Origin of the sequence: Mesobacillus sp., assembly GCF_049588175.1 — a bacterium.
In the GTDB taxonomy this organism is placed as follows: domain Bacteria; phylum Bacillota; class Bacilli; order Bacillales; family Cytobacillaceae; genus Mesobacillus.
The window spans coordinates 1-5,023 of sequence record NZ_JBAVFI010000317.1 but is presented as its reverse complement, the minus strand read 5'-3'; the positions used below and the strand labels follow the sequence as shown (position 1 = coordinate 5,023).

At 39.0% G+C, this 5,023-nt stretch carries 7 protein-coding genes and 1 pseudogene; all 8 read right to left on the bottom strand.

Annotated features, from left to right (window positions below; all coding sequences use genetic code 11):
• Nucleotides 1-633: pseudogene (locus WB217_RS07830) on the bottom strand (rhomboid family intramembrane serine protease); the annotation flags it as partial.
• Nucleotides 634-919: 286 nt separating this feature from the next.
• The gene (locus WB217_RS07825) at nucleotides 920-1,117 is read right to left on the bottom strand and encodes a hypothetical protein (RefSeq protein ID WP_423992225.1); all 198 of its coding nucleotides are present in this window, start codon (nucleotides 1,115-1,117) and stop codon (nucleotides 920-922) included.
• A gap of 212 nt (nucleotides 1,118-1,329) precedes the next feature.
• Complete coding sequence (locus WB217_RS07820; RefSeq protein WP_423992223.1) at nucleotides 1,330-2,280, bottom strand: L-lactate dehydrogenase; 951 nt, start codon at nucleotides 2,278-2,280, stop codon at nucleotides 1,330-1,332.
• A gap of 123 nt (nucleotides 2,281-2,403) precedes the next feature.
• Nucleotides 2,404-3,195 carry a DUF92 domain-containing protein gene (locus WB217_RS07815; RefSeq protein ID WP_423992221.1) on the bottom strand — a complete coding sequence of 264 codons (792 nt, stop codon included), beginning with the start codon at nucleotides 3,193-3,195 and terminating at the stop codon, nucleotides 2,404-2,406.
• Nucleotides 3,185-3,754, bottom strand: coding sequence for a 5-formyltetrahydrofolate cyclo-ligase (locus WB217_RS07810; RefSeq protein ID WP_423992219.1), 570 nt, complete (start codon nucleotides 3,752-3,754; stop codon nucleotides 3,185-3,187). Before WB217_RS07810 ends, WB217_RS07815 begins: the two co-directional genes overlap by 11 nt.
• Before the next feature lie 117 nt (nucleotides 3,755-3,871).
• A complete protein-coding gene (gene rpmG / locus WB217_RS07805) occupies nucleotides 3,872-4,021 on the bottom strand; it encodes a 50S ribosomal protein L33 (RefSeq protein ID WP_071395755.1) in 150 nt (49 codons plus the stop codon).
• Between the two features lie 57 nt (nucleotides 4,022-4,078).
• Nucleotides 4,079-4,711, bottom strand: a complete 633-nt coding sequence (locus WB217_RS07800) for a hypothetical protein (RefSeq protein ID WP_423992217.1) — start codon at nucleotides 4,709-4,711, stop codon at nucleotides 4,079-4,081.
• Nucleotides 4,708-5,023 (bottom strand): glycosyltransferase (locus tag WB217_RS07795; RefSeq protein WP_423992215.1); only part of this gene is annotated, 316 nt, incomplete at its 5' end. The genes WB217_RS07795 and WB217_RS07800, both read right to left, overlap by 4 nt.

Below are 5,023 nucleotides of genomic sequence, written 5' to 3'. Positions count from 1 at the left end.
AAATTTAGCTCCAAATTTTATCAATGTGGATGAATTTGTACTGCCCCCTGCGAATTCCATGACAAGAAACACGATTATTTGGATGGCAATAAAAAGATAAGTGAAGAATGGTTTGCCATAATTAAATACTGATTGTTCAGCCTTAGCTCTGTTCAATGCTGTTGAAAGGGCGTTTTTCTTTATGGTTTCTATATCGTAATCTAAATGATCACCTGTAAATTCCAGTTCTATATTTGTGCCCAAATGCTCCTCTATCCGGTTTACCGCATCAGCTGCATGTGCACGGTCTACTAATATAGATGTAACGCTGATTTTTGCATTGTCAGGAGATTGATAAGGTTCCACCAACCTGAATTCATAATCATCTACAGGTGGATAAGAACTGAAATAGAGATTCAATAGCTTTAAATCTCCTTTACCAAGCTGTCTGCGTATACTTTCTCCATTGTCTGCTGTCATTTCTATATCTCTTTGAAGCCAGTTGCTCCAATCAATATTATAATGAAGCAAGCGAATGACTTGAGCTTGCTTGTTTTCTGTTTTCTCCAGCCACAGTTCTTCCTGGCCTTTTGACAGCTGCAGAATGCGATACCCTTTTTGGTCTATCAGGAATTCTGCGGTCCTCCAAAACAAATATTCCTCCAAAAAAGCCAACTTCTCCCCTACTTTCTTGCCTAATGACGAGGCTATAAATTTATTATCAATATGTATATGCCTTCCGTTAAATTATCACTAAAAATAGTATAAACTAAATATTATTTCGTCACATATCCAGAGGCCTTGTATACCATCTGCTAAAATCCGATGCCCCATCCATTAATCTTTATGTCTTTATCTAGTTTGCAGGTTTACCTGGTCCTCTTTTTCTAAGTTAACATGCGAACCTTCTCTAAAGCAGAAAAAGACCTCAAAGGGTCTTTTACTGAAAATCTGAAGGTCCTGAAAATACAGACTGAAGCATTTTACTCCTTACACCAGGCAATCCCATGAATGAGCCAACTGCAACCCTTCGCAAGAACCTGTTTCCGAGCAATACATTCATCACCCTGTACCTATTTTCAAATAGAAAATAACCAGCAAGACCAACCATAAAAATCGATATCATTTTCCTGATCATATAAATCCCTCCCCTTTTATTTTGGGAAAGATATCGAATTTTTATCCCAATGGGCGAAAAAAATACCTTCCAAAAGTTGTGTATATATAATAGAAGAAAACGGTTCCATTTTCTTTTAAAAAAGCTATTTTCAGGGAAGGATGATTTTAATACAGATCTAAATCCGAGGCAACTTACAAAAAAAGCTGCCGGAAATAGCAGCTTTCAAAGTCTTAACCTTTTAACACAGGAACCATAGCTTGTTTCAGCACTTCTACTGAATGATCAAATTTCTTTTGCTCTTCCTCATCTAGTGAAAGCTCCACTATTTCTCTGATACCGCTGCGGTTCACAATTGCTGGCACACCTATATAAATATCATGATGTCCATATTCTCCGTTCAGCTGGGCGGAAACGGTCAAGATCGAGTTCTCATCATGGAGTATAGCTTTTGTTAGACGGACAAGCCCCATCGCAATTCCATAATAAGTAGCTCCTTTACGCTGAATGATATGGTAAGCTGCATCCCGTACATTCGTGAAAATTTGTTCGAGGTCATCGTGTTTATAACGCTCTTGGTCCTTCATCATTTTTGCAATTGGTTTTCCTCCGATATCAGCATGGCTCCATACAGGTAATTCGGTATCACCGTGTTCTCCGATAATATAGGCATGGACGTTCCTGGTATCGACTTTGAAATAGTCTCCAAGCAAAAAACGGAATCTTGCTGTGTCTAAGATTGTACCTGAACCAATGACACGTTCTTTTGGCAGGCCAGAAAATTTCCAAACAGCATATGTGAGAATATCAACAGGGTTCGTGGCGACAAGGAAAATTCCATCAAAGCCGCTGGCCATTATTTCTTCCACGATGCTTTTAAAAATTTTCGTATTTTTTTCTACAAGGTCCAGTCTTGTTTCACCCGGCTTTTGATTAGCTCCGGCACAAAGAACGACCAAGTCGGCATCCTTGCAATCGGCATATGAACCAAACCAAATTTTCGTTTGAGAAGGTGCGAAAGCCATACCATGGTTTAAATCCATTGCATCCCCTTCGGATTTTTCCTTATTAAGATCTACAAGAACGAGCTCTTCTGCCACTCCTTGATTGATCATTGCAAATGCATAGCTTGATCCTACGAAGCCCGTACCCACCAGGACAACTCTATTAACACGATTTTTCATATCGGCATCCTCCTTAAATTCGGCTGCTTACTATTTCCATGTTTAAAATAGTACATTATTTAAGAATCCTTATGTATAACAAAAGCGTTATCATTATAAACATTTTGTTACAAATTAACTTTTTTACAATAAAACAATATATATAATCATTCCCATATTTGCTGCTGCAAAAACTGAAAAAAAATTCACAGCATCATTGTTCACCCATTCATGTCCAGTTAATCTAATTGTTTTCTTTGAACAATGAATTGTTTTTTCTGTATCCAGGCCACACTCTAAACATTTATAGCCTGCCTGTAAAAACGCACCCAGTAAAGTATCCACTATAGAGCCAGCTAATCCTAAAGCAAAAATGGCCACTGTCCAATCGAGGTCAAGATTAAATAGCAAGTAAGCTGCAATGGCAATTAACACCGATCCTGTGGCTGCTGCGATTGTTCCAAAACCTGAAATTGCACCAGAGGTCCCCCTTGGAACCTTCTTAAATCCTTTGACTGATACTGGATCACTTTTGCTTAAAACCCCAAGTTCTGATGCCCAGGTGTCAGAATTAGCACTGGCAAGCGAAATTGAAAATGCCAGAATCCAAACAGGATTAGGAAACAAAATATTCAATAGCCCAGCAATAGCAGCTGTCCCTCCATTAGCAGCAACCTGTGCCCAGTCTCTGGCCGATCCTTTTTCATGCATTTCACCAAGGTTCTCCTTTCGCTTTTGCTTGTACTTAGATAGCAAACTTGATGTCAGAAAGAAGATCCCCATTAGGATTAGTCCATTTATTCCAAACCCTGACCAGACGAGTAAGCCGGTAACAAAAGCCGAGACTGTCCCAGAGAAACTGAGGAAATTATAATAATAAGAAGCCAAGGCAACTATGGCAATAAAAAATGGGATGATTAATTGCTCAGCCTCCAACTTTAATAACCTCAATATTGCTAATAATTTTACGTACCGGAATATCATGAGCTTCAGTTGGGATGCCTGGCACTAATTGACTTTCAAAGGCCAATGAAAGAGTGTTCCCCTGATAGTTTGCCAGAAAACGGTCATAGTATCCTCCCCCAAAGCCGAGTCTGTAACCTGTTTTAGAAAAAGCCAAGCCTGGAACAATAACTAAGTCAATCTCCTCTGGTTTTACTTTAATAGTTTCAGAAACAATTGGCTCAAAAAGGCCGTAATATACTGATTCAAGCTGGGAGAACTGGGTCAATTCACGAAAATCCAATGCTCTCGATTTTGGTTCACACTTAGGGACAACAATCTTTTTCCCTTGCTCCCAGGCTTTCCTGATCATTTGCCAAGTATCAACTTCAGGAGCTTTTGACATAGTAATGGCGATCGTTGAAGCCCTTTTCCAATATTCATCCTGATAGAGCCGCTGGGCGATTTGGTAGGATAAATGCTCATATTGCGGCATATTCAGTGCAGAAAGCTCTTTTCTTATCTTTTTACGAAGTTCTTTTTTTGCTTCCACTTTTTCTTCCTCCAATGGTCACAAAGATATGATCTTATGTATAAACTTTACCATTAATTGCTTTATATGGCTCGGAAAAAAAGCATAGAAAAAAGCAGCTGGGAAGAATCCCGCTGCTTATTTTGTTTCACGGTGTGCAGTTGTACGTTTTTCTCTTGGGCAATATTTCTTTAGCTCAAGACGATCTGGGTTGTTTCGCTTATTTTTTTTAGAAATATAGTTGCGATCTCCGCACTCTGTGCAAGCTAATGTAATGTTTACACGCATGTAATTTCCCTCCAAACTAATTCAAGCTAGGTTCGTGCATACGACTTTTCTATAATATCACTTTTTGTCGGGAAATGCTAGTGTGTTTTTTAAAAGCATATGATTCAAATTTATTACTGTATTTTTCTCTGTTCCTTCTATTGACCAGCAGCTGCTTTTTTGAGTTTCCCGCGGTCCCATTTTCAAATCGAGAGAAAAAAGGCTGGCAGCAGCTCCCTTTGCCATCGGCTGATAACTAAGTACACCTGACTCGCGGCAATTCCAAAGCCTGTCGGTGCTTAAATTCCAAATTGGCTGCACGGTACATTGTTTCATCCTTCCCGTACTGTTCATTCCATTAACCAGGTAAATTCTTTTATCGGCAAAATGAAAGATGACATCCTCGTTTGGGGAAACAAAACTAAATTGATCATTCGCATTGTCCGTGTATTGCTGCATCAGAATTAACTTTGCATCCCTGCTGTTTTTGGAATGGTTTGTTACAAATATATCAAAGAACTCTACCTTCGAATGAATATTAGGCTGTCTGATTTTAATAGATAATTCTTCTATCGGAATCAATTTCTCGCTTGCATCATCAAGCCAATACACCTTACCGTTGACCCATAAACCTGGTGTTAAAATCAAGGATTTCCTGCATATGACCATTTCATCTTCTTTTTCTGCCTGAAGATAAGCATTTCTATTCAAGATAAAACCCCCTTTTCGCAAGAATGCATTTTTAATAAATATTTATACAGATCATCTGTCGCCTTAGCATTTTTTGCCCAGCTGAACTTTTCTTTGACTGCAAGTTTCCCATTAAGAGCTATTTCGTTTGCTATCTGTTCATTTGCAAGTATAAACTTAATGGAATCAACCAAACTTTTTACATTTCCTGGCTCCATATAAAAGCCTGTCTTTAAATTTTCTGCCAAACCCTGCAGTCCTCCGGTTTGTGCAATGATCGTCGGTTTACCTGCTGCCAGCCCTTCAGCGGCAGCAAGACCGAATGGTTCGTAT

What these genes read in the sequence shown, in the direction of transcription:
- WB217_RS07825 (WP_423992225.1), bottom strand. Translation starts at nt 1,117, where the DNA reads ATGATCAGGAAAATGATATCGATTTTTATGGTTGGTCTTGCTGGTTAT.
- WB217_RS07820 (WP_423992223.1), bottom strand. Translation starts at nt 2,280, where the DNA reads ATGAAAAATCGTGTTAATAGAGTTGTCCTGGTGGGTACGGGCTTCGTA.
- rpmG (WP_071395755.1), bottom strand. Translation starts at nt 4,021, where the DNA reads ATGCGTGTAAACATTACATTAGCTTGCACAGAGTGCGGAGATCGCAAC.